We start from the raw sequence: 17,816 nt of genomic DNA on the forward strand, positions 1-17,816 counted from the left end.
TTTGGTAACATTACAAATATAAAAATTCATCTGAATAAAAAAAATAAATCTCCCATTATCTACTGCTTATCAATGCATTACATATCGATTTTTTATGATATCAATTGTATAAAAAATATGATAAGGTTATCATTAGTTTTACACTTACTTATTTCATAAGATATGAATTCACAATTAATTGCAATTTCCGGGCATCCAAAAATCGACGGATTTTTTTTGAATAAATATTATGATAAGAAGAATGATTTTTTTTTTCATTTTACTTGTAAAAAAAATGTAAAAAACACACTTTTCATTGCTAAAAAGTAAACAAAAAGCTAATTTATTTTACCAATTTTACTACTCTAACCTTAAAGTTTTATGAAACAATGAATTTCTGGATTAGGATTATCCTGTTAAAAAGTAACAAAAGTGAACAGTGATCATCTGCTTTATAGAGGCTCATAAATTCAGGTATGAAGACTAATAAATAAAAACTTATAATATCTTTGTTAAAGAATCAAAAAAACATTACCGTTTGTGAATTTATTCTACATTATCTTTATTTTCTTTCCTTTATTTTTTTCTGCTCAAGGTTATGCGTCCCGGTGGTACAATATGGACCAGGGACTTCCGCAAAACAGTATAAAGGATATCGTAAAAGATAAATACGGTTTTATATGGTTATCAACTGATGGGGGTATATTGAGATATGACGGAAACAATTTTCTACTGTACAATAACTTTAAAACAAGTAATCTAAGTTTCGGAAACTTCCTTGGTACTAAAAGTAAAGATTTAATATGTTTTAATAATAATGATGAAAATTGTGTCTTAATATCAGACCGGACTGTAAAAATGCTGCCCAATGGTAAGATTTCCAAAACTTATTCAATGGGGAACAATGTGCAGTATAAAAGGTATTACAAAAGCAGTTTTATTAATAATTTTTTCCCGGAAACCAATTGTTATTATATCATATCGAATTCGGGAACTTACTTTTTTAACAATCATCATATTATTTATAAGAAAGAAAAAAAACCGGAAAGAAAAATTCTGTCCGCATTTCTGATGAAAGGGCTTAGAAATGCTTTTGAACATGAAAATATCATTTTCCTGCCGGATCAAAAAAACCGGAAAACCATAATTTTAAAAGACGGGACTGTTTCTTACGATAGCAAACCATCCATATACAATGATCCTGAATCTAAAATATATTGGCATCAGGGGACGGGTCAGGTTTTTGTTATCAATAGCGGTAATATTTACCAGAGTAAAATATCCAATGGCATCCTCACCCTTACATTTCTTATGCAGTATAAAAAAATTGAAAAAGAGCTTTTATACTGTATGTTTTATGATGAAGAGTCCAATAAACTTTATCTCGGAAATGTTTTAAAAGGTTTGGAAATTATAAACTTATCTAATTTTTACACTTCTCAGAAAAACATTCCATTTTCCGGCGAATTTGTTTATGAGGCTTTGCCTTTTACCTGTAATTCAGTTATCTCAAAGCAAGGATTTGAATATTATAAAGACAAAGTAAATAAAATATATTCTGCTGATTTTAACTATGACAGACGCTATCTTGTGTATGATAACTCTCGTAACCTTCTATATGTAGAATTTAATAAAATACACCGGAGATACAGATCGTCAAACTATCAAACATACGATTCCATAAGTTTTCTAAGGAAAAATGTTGAAGGAATTTTTAAAATAAACAACAATTTTGCAGTAAACATGGCGGATAGCAGATATGAATATTATTATCTCAATATATTTGCCGACGACCAATTCAAAAAAGCAAAAAATATTTTTAGATTTAAAACTAATATTAACTTTGTTAAAGAGTTGAATAAAGATTCTGTTTATGTAGGAACAACTCATGGAATTTACCTTCTTTCTATTTCTGAAAACAAGATTCTAAAACATTTTGCAAAAGATTTACCGATAAAGGAAATCCAACAAACCAAAGATGGAAACTTTTGGTTTACCACCCACAACAGGGGATTCTATTTTCTGAAAAATGATAGTGTGATCCGAATGCCTGAAGACAAGAATGGCTATCTTTCCAGTGCGCATCATATCCTGGAAGATCATTATGGTTTTTTTTGGATTTCTTCCAATAACGGTTTATTCAAAACCCTTAAAAAATCACTTTTAGAATATGCAAAAAATAAAAAAACAAAAGTGACCTGGTATCGCTATACCAAAGAGGATGGTTTGCTGAATAATGAATTTAACGGAAGTGCAAATCCCAGTGGTAATATTCTGGAAAATGAAGAATTTGTATTTCCTTCCATGGAAGGTTTTGTCTTTTTTAAACCCGGGGAAACCAGAGTTTATTATCCTAAAAAAAATCAATTGTTTATCGAAAGAGCCCAGGTTGGAAAAGAAACTATTAACTTTACCGACACTCTTTACCTAAAAAGTGATTACAAAAATGCCGAAATCTTCCTGGATTTCCCTTACTATCATAACATCGAAAATATTTATATAGAAGCAAGACTTGAAGGAAGCCCAAACAGCAAATGGGAAAAAATAAAAAATGACAGAAAATTTATTTTAAATAATATTGAATCCGGAAACTACACGCTCAATATCAGGTTTTTAGGCACTGAGAATGGCCAGTTCAGTCATAAGCAGATCGCTATCAATATCATCCCTTTCTTTTATCAGACATTGTGGTTTAAATCTTTTCTGATCATCCTGGGAATTTTGCTTGTCGTACTGATTATACACGCGAGAACCAACTTACTAAGAAGAATGGTCAAAACTTTAAAACATACCTTGAACAGTAAAGATCAGGAATTGGAAATCACAGCAAACAAACTGAAGAATGAGACTGAATACCAGCAAAAAATTATGGAAAGCATCAGCCATGATATGACTACTCCGATAAGATTTCTGGTTTCTATCTCGCAACGTCTTAACAGTACAAAAGATAATGAACTTCAGAAAAAGTATTTTGACGAGATTTATCACACTTCCGAACAGCTGTTCAAGTTTACCTTAGACCTGAAAGAATATACCAACCTATTTAAAGAGGAAAACATTTTTGATCATGCCGAAAATCGTATACATGACCTGGCAGAAAGTAAAAAACTATTATTTGATCAGATTGCATTAGCCAATAATACTACCCTATCTAATCTTTGTGATTCCCATGTGACAACCAAAGTTAATCATAATATCCTTTCTGCCATTCTTCATAATCTGATAGATAATGCAGTAAAAAACACTCAAAACGGTACGATCCTGATAAAAACAGAACAAAAAGAAGAACAACAAACAGAAATTACCATATCGGATACCGGTAAAGGGATGTCACAAGATCAACTTGAATACTATTCCTTCGTTTTTGAAAATATAGAACGGGAAAGTTTTGTTTTTAAAAATTATGGACTGGGTTTACATATGGTTATCCAATTAACAAAAAAAATCAATGCCCAAATAACTTTTCATAAAAATACTCCCCAAGGAACTATTGTGAAAATCATTCTTAAAAATTGACGTATGGAAAAAAAAATATTAATTGCAGATGATCATTCTGTGGTAAGGCTGGGAACATCAGTAATATTGCAAGATGCATTAGAGAATGTTTCAATTGATTTTGCAATAAATTATCCTGAGCTGAAAAAGAAGCTCAGAACTGAAAAATTCGATCTGCTAATCCTTGATATTGAAATGGAAGGCAGCATCTATAAGCTTATGATTAAAGAATTAAAAGAAATCCAGGAAGATCTTTTGATCATGATTTTTTCATCCTCCATGGAAAACGTTGCCATCGAATACATCATGGAGGGCGCAGAAGGCTACGTAAGCAAGCTAAGTAATGATGAAACTCTGGCTAAGGCCGTAAAATATATTCTTGAAAACGGACATTATTATCCTCCTGCCCTGGTAAAACAACTCACACTGCAACCGGACAAAAATGATCCGGTAAAAAAATTATCTAAAAGAGAGTTTGAGGTTTTCAGACTTTTAGGCGAAGGAAACGGCAATCTGGAAATTGCCAATGAACTTAAAATCCAAGCCGGAACAATGAGTACTTATAAAAAAAGAATCTATAGCAAATTAGGCATAAATAATCTCATTGACCTTTTCAAAATCTACAAAAACTTAGACTAGAGATATAAGGTTTGTCTTATTTTTAATACAAATCCTGTCTTTATTTTCATACACCAATGTCATAATCTTCCTACAAGCTGAATTCCTCAAAAAAACAATTAATCGATACTTTTGAACAGGTTAAAATGACTTAGTTGAAAAAAAATTTATTGCCTTAAGTTGCTGATAGGATTTGCATCTATTTAACTGTTCCTAGATACAATAGGTGCAGATCTTTAGCAACAATTATGGGTAATACAGCTTAAAATCAGCAGAACTTCATCGGATAAAATTTCAAAGAAAATTAAAGGAAACTATATCCTTTGACAGTAATTTCCTTTGATAAATAATTTTTCCTGAAACGTCTTGATTTTTCAATAATAATTTTCAACCGAATGATTCATGCAACAGAATTTACTGTTGCAGTAATCGGTGTCATTCCCACCAAAAAATGTAGTGGAAACTGCATTTAAGAATAATTGTAATAACTAGAATATGAAAAGGCAGCACTGTTTCATATGCATAACGCAAAAGACAATCTCATTATACCACTGAACAACAAGCAAATGACGTGGTGGTAATAACCATTTATTGAAATTTATAAATTCCATATTATGAAAAAAGCAACATTACTTTCTTTTATTTTTGGCACACAGTTTTTGTTTTCACAAGTTGGTATCAATACGAGCAGTCCCAATGCGACGCTTGATGTAGTGGCAAAGGCTACCAATGGGAGCAGCCCGGAGGGGATACTTACCCCGAGGCTTACAGGAAATCAAATACAGTCGGCTGATAATCAATACACCACAGCGCAAAGGGGAATATTAATATACGCCACAGCACCTGTCACTTCCGCAAGCCCCAAAACCGTCAACATTACTTCCGAGGGATATTATTATTTTGATGGAAACATCTGGCAGAAAGTACTTAATCAGAACACCAATCTATACAATTCCAATGGTATTCTTACAGCCAACCGTACGGTAACGATGGAGGATAAAACCCTTTCTTTTACTTCTACAGCTACTACCGGAACAAGCCACTTTCAGGTAGATGGAAATACTTTAAATGTAGATGCGGTAAACAACAGGATCGGCCTGGGTACCAATACCCCATCAACAAAGCTACATATTGACAATGGTACAACTCCCGGAGCCATAAGGATTGTAGACGGAACACAAGGAGAAGGGAAGATTTTGGTGTCAGATGCCAATGGTCTGGGAACCTGGAGGGAAAGCAGCGGTGCAGCTACTGTTATAACATCCAATGCAGGACCCGTCACCAGCCTTTTGCCTGCAGGAACTATGATATATACAGGAGCCAATGCTACGGTTACTGTACCGGGATATTATATGATATCTACCCGCCTTATTACGGATAAAACCCCTTCAGGATGTGGAGGATTCCTGGCTATTAATTTCAGCCAAAGCCCAACAGCTGCATTGAACAATGCATTCCCGGTTCAGGATGTACACGTAACAGGATCTGCAAGTTTTGATTTTATTTACACATCGAATATCGCTTTCCTACAGGCTGGAACTTATTATATGCGGGTACGTACTGCCGCAGGATGTACTTCCAATAATACAAGAGGAGATCTTTCACAAAATAGTTTCACGCTTACTCTGCTAAAATAGAAAGTTCATAACCAACTGATATTCAAACATAAATTACATTAATATTATGCAAAGAATCATTTTTTTTATCAGCATATTGAGCTCTCAAGTATTTTTTTCGCAAATAGGCCTCAATACCACATCTCCCAATGCGACATTGGATATAGTTTCGAAAACAACAGACGGAAGCAGACCGGAAGGACTCAATGCTCCCAGACTCACAGGAGATCAGATAAGAACAGCAGATGCACAATACGGTGCACAGCATACAGGAATGCTAATCTATGCCACCACACCCGTTACTTCTGCCAGTACTAAAACTGCCAATATCACTACTGAAGGATATTACTACTTTGATGGAAACATCTGGCAGAAGATTATTAATCGGAATGTAAATATGTATAATTCTGACGGTATAATCCTGACGGATCGAACGGTAAACATGGAAAATAAAACTTTAAATTTTGCATCAAATGCCACAACAGGAACAACCCATTTTCAGGTTGATGGAAATACATTCAATATAGATGCAGTCAACAACAGAATCGGGTCCGGAACCTCAGCACCAACGTCAAGACTGCACATCAGCAATGGCACCACTCCTGGTGCAATAAGAATTGTAGACGGCACACAGGCTGAAGGAAAAATTATGGTTTCAAATGCAGACGGAACAGGAACCTGGCGTGAAAATGCCGGACTGGGAGCCGCAGTAGTTATAGATTCGAATGTAGGTTCTGCTACAAGCCTTTTACCGGCGAGTACGATGAGATACATTGGAGCAAACGCTACTGTTACTATACCCGGTTATTATGTCATTACAGCCCGTTTAATTACAGATAAGTCACCTTTAAATTGCGGTGAATTTATTGCCTTCAATTTAAGTCAAAGTCCTACTGCAGCTCTTAACAACGCTTTTCCTACACAGGATATTCATCTTGCGGCGGGATATATTGGATTCGATTTTATATACACTTCAAACATAGCTTATTTACAGGCCGGAACCTACTATATGCGTGTGCGGATCGCTCCAGGATGTACTTCCAATGTAACCAGGGCTAATTTTGGCGAAAATAGTTTTACCCTGACTTTGCTTAAATAATCAATCTTAGGCAATAATATACTTAAAATGTACAGGCTAAACCATCATCTATAATATTCTAATGAATTAATCACAGAGTAATCTTGGTGATAATAAATTATATGTTTTACGGGTGTAAGATCTGGGTGTATATTAAAAAAAGCCCCTGAACAGGGGCTAAAAGTGACCGCAGAAGGATTCGAACCCTCACTGTCGGAGCCGAAATCCGAAGTTCTATCCATTAAACTATGCAGCCATATTCATTCGCAATAATTAATGAGCAATCTCAATACCATTGCTATGATTCCGAGTGCGAAAATACTGATTTTTTTACAATTTATAAAGTCTGGTGAAAGATAATTAGTACTCATTCTTTAACGTCTTGAAAACGTTCTTATTAATACTCTTAACAATTGACCGCATCTTAATGATTCAAAATAAGAGTTTATATAAAAAAGCCTTACATCGAATAATGTAAGGCTTCTATTTTGTTGGAATATCTTAAAAGTTTAGAAAGTAATTTTCACCCCTCCCAGAATCTGTGCTCCTAAGACTTTATAGCCTTTGTACGTCTGGTAATTCGAGTTCAGAAGGTTATTTCCGATGGCGAAAACACTGAAGTTTTTATGAAATTTATATTCTGCAGAAAGGTTTAAATCCGCATACCCTCCTACTTTATCGTTTCTGTTTTCCGTAGACTGGTACATCATATCAGGATTGGCAACTCCTTCTATGGCAAAAGAATTGGTTGTTCTGTCGCTCGCAAAGATCCCTTTGAACCCTAACAGTAGTTTTTTATCCAGCATGGTATATTTCGCGCCGATACTTGCATTAAATAGAGGAACGTTATAAATATCCTTGTAATTTTTAAGATCGTATTTTGTAAACTTTAACTCTGCATCCAGAATCAGGTTTTCAAGAGGGAAATACTGTACGCTCCCTTTGATATCGCTCACATTTCCGTCATCGTATACCGCGGAGAACGTATTGGCAAAATTATAGGCAGAACGGTTAAGAGTGTAGTTATTATCAAACAGGTTATTTGCCTGGAAGAACATTATATTGTTAATCTTTCCATATCCCGCAGAGAAGTCGTATTTGAAAGTTTCATCAATGTCCCCTCTCAAACCTGCATAAAAATGATATTTAGTCTCTGTAGGAGTTAAAAACTGGTCAGAAACGATGAATGGATTCATCTGCAAAAGATCTCCGTACGTATTAAGCTTTAAACCGCCGTCTACCCCTCCGTAGAATTTGAATTCTTTGGCTGCGGCAAACTGGAATTCAGCCTGTGGGAACCAATAGGTTTTATTATTTTTCACTTCTCCCCCGATGACATCATTGGAATTTTTAGCATTCAGGAAAGAAAATGTAGATCCCAGCATTAAATAAGAATCCCCTTTTCTGAAAGTCACTTTCGGGTCTAAAGTCGTATTGAAGAAGTTGGATGAGTTTTTATCCCTGATGGCAAACTCCGATTTCACGGCTTCTATTCCTACTCCAAGATCTGCATTTAAATTGATGCCTGATTTCCCGATCTCCACAGCATGTTTTGAAAGGTTTGCCAAAATGGAAACCTGGTTTTCCTGAGCATCAAAATGATCTTTCAGGAACGATGATTTTACCCTTACATCATTTAAAATTTCATTGGAGTAAAAATCATAATATCCGTTTACCTTAAACTGATTCACTCTCTGCTTCAGATCTACGTCTGCGGCAGGTTCTAAGGCATAAATTCCGTAGTATCTGTTATTATCCAGTCCGTATTGAGCATTCAGGTTGAATTTCCCTTTTTCTCCATATGAATTTAAATAAGCCCCGATCGCCGTAGAGCTCTGCTTGGAATCCCATGCATACTCCTTTTTCAGGCCCAAAGTGGAAAGGAAATGGAAATCGGCACCTACTTCCAGCTTATTTTCAAGTGTTTTGGAAATGTTGGCATCTGCAAGGATTTTTCCGAAGTTTCCCATTCCAAACTGCAGATAATTATTTTGAGCTGTACCTTCAAATTTAGGAGTTACATCCTGCCCCTGAATGGTGGAAGTCTTAAAATCCGAAACCGCAGGCACATCTGTAATGGTATATTTTACAGGGTTCTGGGATTTCTCTTCCGGCGGATAGTTTTTGATAGTCTCCACGGAGGTTTTCTTCTTCTCTATCTTCTTCACTTCCGGTTCCCGCTTCTTGTTAAGAATCAGTTTCTCCTCCTTGATCTGGGCAAACGCAAACTGCGAAACCCCTAAAAATAATATGGATAAAAATTGAATTTTTCTGTTCATTATTTTTTGTATTTAAGTATTTAAGTAAAACGTATTAATGATTTCTGCATAAATACATTTGTACATGAATACAGTAGTACATTTACTTTTTAATCTGCTTTTTAACCTCTTTTGCTTCTGCTACAATTTCCGGGAAATCTTTATAGTTCTCGATGATCTGGTCGCAGGTGTAACTGGCCTGGTAATTATCCTTTAGCCCAACATAGTTCTTAGCCATCAGTACCAGCGCTTTTGCTCCCCAGTAATCTTCGGAAGCATAATTGTTGGCCAGTTTAAAGATGGTCTCATTCGAGGATTTGAATGCCTTTCCTTTGTTCTGATAATAAGCTTTGGCATACAATGCTTCTGCCGCAACCGATGTGTTGGATGATTTTTCGAGAGAAGTATAGGCTGACTGAGCGTCTTTATCTTTTCCTGAATTCATCAAACTTCTCGCTTTGATCACTTTCGCTGTTTCAATGACTGCTGCTGAGTTTTTAGAGTTGGCAATTACTGCATTGGCTAATTTTTCAGCCTCAGAGAAGTTTTTCTCACCGGCATATATTTTCATCAGTTCAACATTAGCATAGTTTTTAATGTTGACATCAGAAGAGTTTTTGATACCTTCCAGGTACTTTTTGGCTTCAGCTGTATTGCCCTGGGCCAGAGATATCTGTGCCAGACGGGTCTGTGCATCATCCTGGTAATCATTCTGTACCGCTGCCACTTCCTGCAGTACAAGAAGTGCTTTTGTTGCATTATTCGTTTGGTAGTAGCTTTCTCCCAGCTCGTATTTAGCCTGATAAAGACCTTCTCCGGTAGGATTCTGCGTCAGGTATTTTTCGTAATAGGAAATAGCATTTTTGTAGTCTTTCTTGGTGAAATACTGCTTTCCTGTCGAAAGATTGATCTCATCAATTTCAGAGGCATCTACATTCACTCCAATATTTTTCGCAAAGCTTTCATATCCTGAAACATCACCGTTTTTCGTAAAGATAGGTTTAGCAGCCTGAACAATTTTCTCGGCGTAAGCCGTATTTTTATACTGCTCTCCTAAAGATCTTAGCTCAGAAAGCGCTTTGTCATTCTGATTCTGGTCAATATAATTCTGTGCTCTGTAAATAGATGCATTCGCAATAAGGTCTTTATCCGAGGAAGTTTTGATCACTTTGGCAAAAGCATCATTGGAATTCGCAAAATCATCCTGGGCCGCATATGCCGTTCCCATTTCGTACTGGGCATCGTCATAATATTCGGAATCAGGATATTTGGATAAAAGGTTTTTCAGATTATTGATTTTCGCCTGTGTATCTCCTTTAAACCCTAAAGCCATTGCTTTCTGGTATAAAGTATAATCTGTGGCATCTTCATTTTTATCATAGATCGCAATTGCCTCGTTCAGGTCATTATTTGCGTAATGAATATCTGCCAGACGAAGTTCTGCGTCATTTTTAAATTCAGGTTTCGGATTGTTCAGGTACTGCTTGAAATAAGTCTGCGCCTGATCGAATTTTTTAGATTTAAAATAAGCGTAGCCCAGATCATAAGGCAACTGCTGTTTTTCAGGGAAGTTTTCATTAAGCAGTTTTTCGTAACGGGCAATGGCAGACGGATAATTTCCTTTCTGATAATACACCTGACCTAACCAATACAGTGCCCTGTTATAAAATTCTTTATTGATATTGAACCCTAAACTTCTCAGGAAGTAGGTTTCCGCTTCGTCATAATTTCCTTTGTTGAATTCCTCTGTTCCCAGTAAGTAGGAAACCTCCTGATCTACTTTATTGATTTCAGGAGTAGAATCTTTAAGCCTGTCGATGGCGTTAAGCGTTTCTTTATAGTTTCCGGAATATAAATAAGATTTCACCAGAAGCGATCTCATTTCCGGTCCATTTGCATCATTCGGATTGTTGTTGATATAGCTCTGGATTACCGCCGAAGGACTTTCAAACGGGTTCCCGATATCATAACTCAGCTTTGCATACTGCTCGTGAGCCAGTTTTTTAACTTTGGCATCATAATCCATCTGATAGGAAGAACGGAATGCCGAAAGGGCTTCCTGCTTTTTATCTACCGCCAGATAGGCATTCCCCAACTGATAGTAAGCATTCTGTGCCAGCGCCGAATTACTGTTGATAAGCTGGTTATAATAAGAAACCGCTTCATCATATTTTTTCAGCTGAGCAGCTACAAATCCCATTTCGTAAAGGTCATTTTCAGAAGGATTCTGCTGTACATTCAGGTAATCTTTCAAATGAGGATACGCTGAATTGTAATCATTCTTCATGAAATAACTTTCCCCGATGATCTTATGAACTTCCGCTTTATAGGCATCTGAAATATCTTCGTTCAGAAGTGCTGTTCCTTCGGTAATGGCCTGATCATAGTTCTTATCATTATAGTACATCTGTACATAATAAGGACGCACCAGCTTTGAGAATTTCGGCTGGTCTTTCACAGAGTCAAAATACTGGAAAGCTTTATCGCTCTGTCTGTTTGAATAATAAAGATGTCCCAGCATATAGGCAATATCTCCTTTCTGGGATTCATCAGCAGTTTTGTAGGCTTCTTCCAGTGCATCAGTTGCACCTTTGGTATCTCCCATCATGAATTTGGCATAGCCTAGTTTCAGGATATACTGTGTATTTTCTTCTTTGGAAAGCTGATACTGATTTACTTTTTTCAGCGTCTCCAAAGCTTTTTCGAAATCTTTTTTAGCCAGATAATAATCTGCCAAAGGAAGATTGGCCTGGGCAAAATAGGCTGAATTCGGATACTCTTTCATGAAGGCCGTTAACCCTTCCTCTGCATGGTTTTTCTGCAGAATCACCCCGATCACATTATCAAAAAACTGCGCCGCTTCTTTTCTCGATTTAGACAAATTCTGGTTATAGAAATACTGTCTGGCATATTCGAACTGGGAAGCATTGTATATTTTAGTCTGATAAAGATTTTCGGCGAGATTGAACCTATAATTTTCTTTCTGTGTAAAGTACTGTGACTGTTGCGCTTCGGAAATTCCGAAATAGAGCACTGCAGCTGAGAGAAGGATTTTTTTTGAATTCATTCTTTTCTGAATAAAAAGATTAGTCTATATAAGTTAACGAAAATATTAAAAACTTATTGTTTAAGCAAGTTTTAAAAGGTTTTAATACCTCAAAACACCAATTGAACACATTTCACTATCCGATGACAAAAAATGATTACTTTAGTATCGTAATATGAGAATTGATATCAATATAGAATTTATCAAAAAAACATTTTGATTAAATCCTCATTCTACAGCAGCTAAAAACATACCATTACATGAAAATTAGAATACTTTTAGCATTAATTTTTGTCAACCTGATGCAGGCACAAAAATTTTACTTCCCAAAAACAGCGGTAACTGATTCTGCTATTCTGGACAAACAAATGCCTCTGCTCGCAACAAAACTGATGACGCAGCCGCCATTGCTGAAGTTAAAAAAAACAAGCAATCTTGCGTTTTCGGATAATCTTTTCCGTCTGCAGATTTTAACCAAAGAGTATAAAAAGTCCATTTCTACTCTAGCAGATTACCGGAATGAATTTGCCGATAACAATATGGCAGGAAACAGATTTATCATCTATGAATTTTACAGTCTGGCAAAACTGGCTGAAGAAAAAGAAAAGATATCTTTTCATGACGCTCTTCAAAAAGCATTCAATAAAAAATATGAAAGCCTTTCGGATAAGCTGATCACCAAACTTGGCACTGCGGTGGACGGGGACGTCCAGAACAGCCGGAAAGTTTTAAATGAAGCCCTCAGCAAACAAAAGGACAAGGACAGTATAGATTACAGCTCTGCTTTATCCTTATGTAAAAGCTATCTGAATTATAAAACCTTCTCAAGCCTTAAACCTCAGATCATACAGCTGGTGGAAGCAAAAGACCGGGAAAAGTTCATTATTGAAACAAAAGATTTAAAAACAAAAAACGGAAATACCCTGACCATTACCATTGTGAGAAAAAAGGAAAATACATCTCCTATTCCTGTCATTCTTACCAATAACATCTATGCAGGGCCTTTCGATACTTATTTCGGGAAAAGGGCTGCCGTATACAATTACGTTGGCGCTGTTGTGAATACCCGTGGAAAAAGAAACAGCAATGATGAAAATAATCCTTTTGAACATGAATCACAGGATATTTATGAGGTAATCGACTGGGTAAGCCAACAACCCTGGAGTAATGGTAAAGTCGGAATGATTGGCGGAAGCTACTTAGGTTTCAGCCAATGGGCTGCGGTGAAAAAACTGCATCCAGCATTAAAAACCATTGTTCCGCAGGTTGCCGTGGGAATCGGGATAGATTACCCTGCCCAAAACAATATTTTCATGAGCTATATGCTGCAGTGGATCAATTATGTGACGAACAATAAGCTTACCGACGAAGCGGATTTTAATAATTTTACCAAATGGGACTCTATTAACACTGCCTGGTACAAAAGCGGAAAATCATTCAGAGCTTTGGACACGATAAGCGGAAAGCCCAGCAAGATATTTCAAAGGTGGCTGGATCACCCCGGATATGATGAATACTGGCAGAAAATGGTTCCTTATAAGGAGGATTTTGCCAAAATCAATATTCCTATCCTAACGACTACGGGATATTATGACGATGATCAGATCGGGGCACTCTCCTATTTTAAGGCCCATCATCAGTATAATAAAAATGCCAATCATTATCTCGTGATAGGCCCCTATGATCATGGTGGAGCTCAAAGTTACGGATTCAGTTATGTTGGAGGCAGGAAGATAGACCCGGCTGCCAGAATAAGCATTGATGATCTTGCCTTTTCATGGTTCGATTATATCCTGAAAAATGGTAAAAAGCCTGAGCTTTTAAAAGACAGGATCAACTTTCAGGTAATGAATACCAACACATGGAAACATGTTCCAGCTTTAGAAAATATGCATACTTCAACGGTTAAATTTTACCTTCAGGACCGTAAAAATATGTCATCGGTTTTTAATCAGCCCAGCCAGAAAAGCTTCATTAAACAGATTGTTGATTTAAAAAACAGAGATCAGAAAGACACCTATCATTCCGTAAGCAAAACAGACAGTGTAAAGGTGACCAATTCTATTTATTTTGAAAGTGAGGTTTTAGACAAAGATCTCATTATCAGTGGAAATCCGGGCGGATTCTTCAATGTTTCAATTAACAAGAAAGATTTTGATACGGATATGTATCTGTACCAGGTACAGCCTGATGGAAAAACATTTTTACTATCCACCCATATTGTAAGAGCAAGTTATGCAAAAGATAATGCTCTAAGGCAGCTCCTTGAACCGGGAAAGATAGAGCAGATTCCTATCAAAAATTCAATATTTATCAGTAAAAAGATAGAAAAAGGAAGCAAACTGGTCTTACTGGTCGGTGTAAATAAATCCCCTGCCTGGCAGATCAATTACGGAACCGGCAAAGATGTAAGTAACGAAACGATAAAGGATTCCGGTGAACCACTGGAAATAAAATGGTACAATGACAGTTATGTTGAAATACCTATTTATCAAGAATAAAGGCATTTAACTTATAAAGTTCCGCATTTTTAACTAAATATTAAGACGACGGATAACATCAAAATAAAAAATCATTACATTTGCTTTTTTTCAAACTCAAATAAATATTGAATGAATCAACTTTTCAGAAGGAAAAACTATTCAGAAACAGATACATCTACCAGCCTTCTAAGGGTTTTAGGTGTTTGGGATATCGTTTTTTTTGGTATTGCGGCCATTATTGGAGCAGGAAGTTTCAGCAGCTTAGGTGAAGCAGTTTTCAGGGGTGGGCCCGGAGTTATTCTATTGTATTTAATTTGTGGTTTTGCCTGCGGTTTTACGGCGTTATGCTATGCTGAATTTGCCAGCAGGATTCCTACAGCAGGTTCTGCATACACTTATGCCTATGCCAGTTTCGGGGAACTGATTGCCTGGGTAATCGGATGGGCCCTGATCATGGAGTATTCTTTCGGGAATATTTACGTGGCTTTTTCCTGGTCCGACTATTTTACCAGCTTTTTAGGCCGTCTGGGCATGCATATCCCCGACTATCTTACGTGCAGCTATACAGAAGCCAAAAAAGCTTTCCAATACGGCTCTGAGAATAAGGAACTTTTAAACGCATGGAAAACAGCACCTTTGATTGGCAGTTTAAAATTTATCGTTGACGTTCCCGCGCTGGTAATCAACGGTTTAATTACATGGCTTTGTTATGTAGGGGTAAAAGAGAGTAAAAACTTCAATAACTCTTTGGTGATCTTAAAACTGGCGGTTATTGTTTTAGTAATCCTCGTAGGTTTTGCTTATATCAATACAGATAACTGGACACCGGTAAACCCGGAGACACAGGTTGCTTCATTTATGCCCAACGGCTTTGCCGGAGTAATGAGTGCTGTTTCAGGAGTTTTCTTTGCCTACATCGGTTTTGATGCATTAAGTGTACTTTCCGAAGAAACCAAGGATCCTCAGAAGACCCTTCCGAAAGGAATGATCATTTCCCTGGTGCTTTGTACGGTCATTTATATTGCTTTAACGCTTGTTTTAACCGGAATGGTAGATTACAGGAAGTTTGACGGTATCGGAGATCCGCTTTCGTTTATATTCGAAAAATCGAATGCCAATGTAGCCTGGATGGAACTTGTCGTTTCTTTTGTAGCTATTGTTGCTATTACTACCGTATTGCTGGTATTCCAGATGGGACAGCCAAGAATCTGGTATGCCATGAGCCGTGACGGACTAATGCCTGAAAAATTCAAGACAGTACACCCTAAATACAAAACCCCTTCATTTGCAACAATCATTACAGGTATTGCGGTAGGGGTCCCTATTCTTTTCACAGATAAAACATTTATTCTCGATTTCACAAGTATAGGAACCATTTTCGCTTTCGTACTGGTTTGTGCAGGCGTTTTAATGCTTCCTGCAAAAGAGAAGATCAAAGGCAGGTTCCACCTTCCTTATGTTAACGGTAAAATTATATTCCCGGTTATTTTTATCGGCGGATTAATTGGTTTCTACTTATGGCAGCCTCAATTCTTTACCAATCTAATGGACTGGAAAGATCCTAAAGAGGGTGAATTCAGAGCTTCTATTTCCGTTTTTATTGTGGTAAATTTAATTCTGTGCATTTTTGCCTTCATTAAAAATTTCTCTTTAATTCCTTTGATCGGGCTAAGTTCATGTTTATATCTCCTTACGGGAATGAGCCATGAAAACTGGTTCTGGTTCGGACTTTGGTTTGCTTTAGGACTGATAATTTATTTCTGCTACGGCTATAAAAACAGTAAGCTGAGAAAAGAAGCAGTGTAACAATATCTGCTTCCGCACTATATAACAAAGGCAAACTTGCAACCCGGCAAGTTTGCCTTTTTCATTTGCATTAAATCGGCAGAATTATTGCATATCTTCCAACAGAACTATTAACTAATATTGCCATGTCAGAAAGAATTAAAACATATAGCGAGTTCTATCAGTTCTATCTTACCGAACACAGTAAAATAGGAACCAGAATCTTTCATTTTATAGGAACTCTTTTGGTATTTGTGGTCATCTGGTACGTCATCAGCTCAGGAAAAGAACGTTTCCTATGGTATATTCCGATATTCGGATATGGTTTCGCGTGGTTCAGCCATGCCATCATTGAAAAAAACAAACCTGCGACCTTTAAATACCCACTCTGGTCATTAATCTCAGACTTCAGACTGTTCTTTGAGCTGCTGACCGGTAAACAAAAATTCAAGGGAGCAGCTCCAAAACCAAAAGAAGCTGAAGATGCCGAGAGGTTAATTTAATATCTGTTTTGACTACAAAATTTTGACACTTAAGTTTTCTAAGCATAATTTTTTACTGTTTGGAGTACACTTTTAGTTTTCTAAAAATCAAAGATTTTTATGAATGACTTGTGGTATTTAAATGGGAAAGAGTTTAAATGGCATCACTTTTCGGCGGCCTCCGGCCGCCGAAAAGTGATGCCTAATTTCAAAACATTATACTTAAACTAAAATCTAAATAAAAATATAAAAACACTGATTTTCAAACACATTAAAAACATAAATTTAAAGTTAAACTTAATATATAGTCAGCAATAACTTTTTCCTTACAAATACATTCTTTTTGAAAACTTAACTCTAATTTCATTAAACCTCCGATCACTAACACCAATCTTTTTTTCAATTTCATAATTTCCAATTTAAGTTAGATTTCCCATGTTGTATTTTTAGTATTTATATACTGGGGTTACATTTTCAGAAACGCATAAATTAAATAATTAAGAACTCAAAAATGATAGAAAAGCTGTGTTGAAAACTTCGGCATAGTAATTGGACCTAAGCATTAAAATAAGTTTATGAAAATTATCGCAACCATTTTGAAAAGCGCTGTTCCTGCAGTAGCCCTATTCGCAATGACACAATGTACAACAACGGCCAACACTGCCGGAGCTGATGAAAAAACATTCATCGTAGGACCTGAAACCGCAGACTGTACAGGAGTAGCTCCTATGAAATGCCTGCAGGTAAAAGAAAAGGCTTCAGATAACTGGACGAATTTCTATACGAATATCGAAGGCTTTACTTACGAACCGGGATATGAATATGTTTTAAAGGTAAAAACAGAAAAAATTGCCAATCCGCCTGCTGACGGATCTTCTATAAAATATACATTAATAAAAGAGGTTTCTAAAACGAAGAAATAAAAATAAAAAGCTCCCGGAAATTCCGGGAGCTTTTTATTTTATGTTGAATCATT

Annotated in this window: 10 protein-coding genes and 1 tRNA gene; 8 read left to right on the plus strand and 3 right to left on the minus strand. The window is 36.4% G+C overall.

Features of this window, described 5'->3' with window-relative positions; all coding sequences use genetic code 11:
• Positions 1-519 precede the first annotated feature (519 nt).
• The 4 genes from BUB03_RS01540 (at position 520) to BUB03_RS01555 (ending at position 6,807) form a co-directional block, all read left to right on the plus strand.
• The gene (locus BUB03_RS01540) at positions 520-3,495 is read left to right on the plus strand and encodes a sensor histidine kinase (protein ID WP_139258739.1); all 2,976 of its coding nucleotides are present in this window, start codon (positions 520-522) and stop codon (positions 3,493-3,495) included.
• A 3-nt stretch (positions 3,496-3,498) separates the two neighbouring features.
• The gene (locus BUB03_RS01545) at positions 3,499-4,113 is read left to right on the plus strand and encodes a response regulator transcription factor (protein WP_073059775.1); all 615 of its coding nucleotides are present in this window, start codon (positions 3,499-3,501) and stop codon (positions 4,111-4,113) included.
• Between the two features lie 593 nt (positions 4,114-4,706).
• On the plus strand, positions 4,707-5,729 hold the full coding sequence (locus BUB03_RS01550) for a hypothetical protein (RefSeq protein ID WP_073059776.1): 1,023 nt from the start codon (positions 4,707-4,709) through the stop codon (positions 5,727-5,729).
• 46 nt (positions 5,730-5,775) lie between these two features.
• Complete coding sequence (locus BUB03_RS01555; protein WP_073059778.1) at positions 5,776-6,807, plus strand: hypothetical protein; 1,032 nt, start codon at positions 5,776-5,778, stop codon at positions 6,805-6,807.
• Between the two features lie 163 nt (positions 6,808-6,970).
• Here BUB03_RS01555 and BUB03_RS01560 read toward each other — a convergent pair.
• The 3 genes from BUB03_RS01560 to BUB03_RS01570 form a co-directional block, all read right to left on the minus strand.
• Positions 6,971-7,042, minus strand: a tRNA-Arg gene (locus tag BUB03_RS01560).
• A gap of 253 nt (positions 7,043-7,295) precedes the next feature.
• Entirely contained in the window at positions 7,296-9,065 is a 1,770-nt protein-coding gene (locus BUB03_RS01565; protein WP_073059780.1) for a TonB-dependent receptor, read from the minus strand.
• An 82-nt stretch (positions 9,066-9,147) separates the two neighbouring features.
• Positions 9,148-12,111 carry a tetratricopeptide repeat protein gene (locus tag BUB03_RS01570; RefSeq protein ID WP_073059782.1) on the minus strand — a complete coding sequence of 988 codons (2,964 nt, stop codon included), beginning with the start codon at positions 12,109-12,111 and terminating at the stop codon, positions 9,148-9,150.
• 239 nt (positions 12,112-12,350) lie between these two features.
• On the opposite strand from BUB03_RS01570, the gene BUB03_RS01575 reads away from it, so the two are divergent.
• From BUB03_RS01575 to BUB03_RS01590, 4 genes are all read left to right on the plus strand, one after another.
• The gene (locus BUB03_RS01575) at positions 12,351-14,591 is read left to right on the plus strand and encodes a CocE/NonD family hydrolase (protein ID WP_083538851.1); all 2,241 of its coding nucleotides are present in this window, start codon (positions 12,351-12,353) and stop codon (positions 14,589-14,591) included.
• Between the two features lie 111 nt (positions 14,592-14,702).
• A complete protein-coding gene (locus BUB03_RS01580; protein ID WP_073059784.1) occupies positions 14,703-16,379 on the plus strand; it encodes an APC family permease in 1,677 nt (558 codons plus the stop codon).
• A gap of 125 nt (positions 16,380-16,504) precedes the next feature.
• Complete coding sequence (locus tag BUB03_RS01585) at positions 16,505-16,861, plus strand: Mpo1-like protein (RefSeq protein WP_073059786.1); 357 nt, start codon at positions 16,505-16,507, stop codon at positions 16,859-16,861.
• Between the two features lie 554 nt (positions 16,862-17,415).
• Positions 17,416-17,763 carry a DUF4377 domain-containing protein gene (locus BUB03_RS01590; RefSeq protein WP_073059788.1) on the plus strand — a complete coding sequence of 116 codons (348 nt, stop codon included), beginning with the start codon at positions 17,416-17,418 and terminating at the stop codon, positions 17,761-17,763.
• Positions 17,764-17,816 lie beyond the last annotated feature (53 nt).

The sequence above is a fragment of the Chryseobacterium oranimense genome (genome assembly GCF_900129755.1).
GTDB classification, from domain to species: domain Bacteria; phylum Bacteroidota; class Bacteroidia; order Flavobacteriales; family Weeksellaceae; genus Chryseobacterium; species Chryseobacterium oranimense.

Bases quoted from the DNA above. Each gene is read 5' to 3' on its own strand.
- BUB03_RS01545 (WP_073059775.1), top strand. From the start codon at position 3,499: ATGGAAAAAAAAATATTAATTGCAGATGATCATTCTGTGGTAAGGCTG.
- BUB03_RS01550 (WP_073059776.1), top strand. From the start codon at position 4,707: ATGAAAAAAGCAACATTACTTTCTTTTATTTTTGGCACACAGTTTTTG.
- BUB03_RS01555 (WP_073059778.1), top strand. From the start codon at position 5,776: ATGCAAAGAATCATTTTTTTTATCAGCATATTGAGCTCTCAAGTATTT.
- BUB03_RS01565 (WP_073059780.1), bottom strand. From the start codon at position 9,065: ATGAACAGAAAAATTCAATTTTTATCCATATTATTTTTAGGGGTTTCG.
- BUB03_RS01570 (WP_073059782.1), bottom strand. From the start codon at position 12,111: ATGAATTCAAAAAAAATCCTTCTCTCAGCTGCAGTGCTCTATTTCGGA.
- BUB03_RS01575 (WP_083538851.1), top strand. From the start codon at position 12,351: ATGAAAATTAGAATACTTTTAGCATTAATTTTTGTCAACCTGATGCAG.
- BUB03_RS01580 (WP_073059784.1), top strand. From the start codon at position 14,703: ATGAATCAACTTTTCAGAAGGAAAAACTATTCAGAAACAGATACATCT.
- BUB03_RS01585 (WP_073059786.1), top strand. From the start codon at position 16,505: ATGTCAGAAAGAATTAAAACATATAGCGAGTTCTATCAGTTCTATCTT.
- BUB03_RS01590 (WP_073059788.1), top strand. From the start codon at position 17,416: ATGAAAATTATCGCAACCATTTTGAAAAGCGCTGTTCCTGCAGTAGCC.